General features: G+C 39.0%; 2 protein-coding genes. Both read right to left on the bottom strand.

Features of this window, described 5'->3' with window-relative positions; all coding sequences use genetic code 11:
• Window positions 1-138: 138 nt before the first annotated feature.
• On the bottom strand, window positions 139-507 hold the full coding sequence (locus E1140_RS04165) for a DUF7009 family protein (RefSeq protein WP_155179359.1): 369 nt from the start codon (window positions 505-507) through the stop codon (window positions 139-141).
• Window positions 508-509: 2 nt separating this feature from the next.
• Window positions 510-1,150: formate dehydrogenase accessory sulfurtransferase FdhD (gene fdhD, locus E1140_RS04160; protein WP_185153419.1), on the bottom strand; the 641-nt coding region annotated here is incomplete at its 5' end.

Genomic DNA, 1,150 nt, shown 5'->3' with positions numbered 1-1,150 from the left:
AAGCCCTTCATCAAGTCCTATTAGAATAGACATTATAATATAAGCGATCAAAAGACCGATTAAAGTAGATTTTATGGCGATTTGACTTCCTATTTGCTTTGGCGTCATTTAATTTGTTTAAATGCTATTTGATAATTGCTAATTGTTGTTTGCTTGTGGATTCGCATATAAACCACTTTCATCTTCCGTTCTTGGGATTAGGCATTGAAAATCCTTCTCAATCAGTAGCTCGAGCTTTTGATTATTGGGGTAAACAATATCACTTTCAAATCCTACCTGCTCTGTGTTTGCCCAGTTGTTCACTATTGGCTCCGGTACGTTTACGGAAATAACTCCCCTCACAAAATCAACAGAAAAATCATCTTTTGGATGTCTAATCAGCTGATAGACCAAGGCTGAGCTGCCAAATTCAACTTTGTCCTTTACCTCACCATTTTGGGCAAAATCGCTTACTTCCTGCTTTGATAATCTGAACCTGATTGTATTTCCCTGAATTCTTATCTTCATATCTAACTCGTCTTTATTCTTTCTTCCCCACAATAAATATTAAAACTATTGTTCCTTACAAAACCAAGCAGTGACATATTCATTTTCTTTGCCAGATCAACTGCCAAACTGGAAGGTGCACCAACTGCAGCCAGTAATGGAATATGGGCCATAGCCGCCTTCTGAATCAATTCAAAACTTGCACGTCCACTCACCAGCACAAAACCATGAGCCAAATCTTTTTCCATTTCAATGCCAGCACCTATTAACTTATCTAAGGCATTATGTCTACCCACATCTTCACGCATTATTTCCAATTCCCCTTGCAGATTAAAAAAACCAGCAGCATGCAAGCCTCCAGTATATTCAAACACCTTCTGGGCGGCTCTTAGTTTATCAGGCGCTTCGTGAATCACCTTTTCCGCAAACACATCATTATTGATAATCACCTTGCAGCCTGTCTCTACAGATTCTATAGAAGCCTTACCACAAACCCCACAGCTGGAATTGGTATAGAAATGTCGCTCTAACATACCTTCATCAAAAGTGACCTCTGGATGCAAGGCCACCTTAACCACATTGCCACGCTCCTCTTCCTTTACATTTTCGCAATGACTAATGCTTACTACCTCTTTATTACTATTTACAATACCTTCAGTAAATA

Origin of the sequence: Fulvivirga lutimaris (genome assembly GCF_009711525.1) — a bacterium.
GTDB lineage: Bacteria > Bacteroidota > Bacteroidia > Cytophagales > Cyclobacteriaceae > Fulvivirga > Fulvivirga lutimaris.
This window is presented reverse-complemented; position numbering and strand designations above follow the sequence as displayed.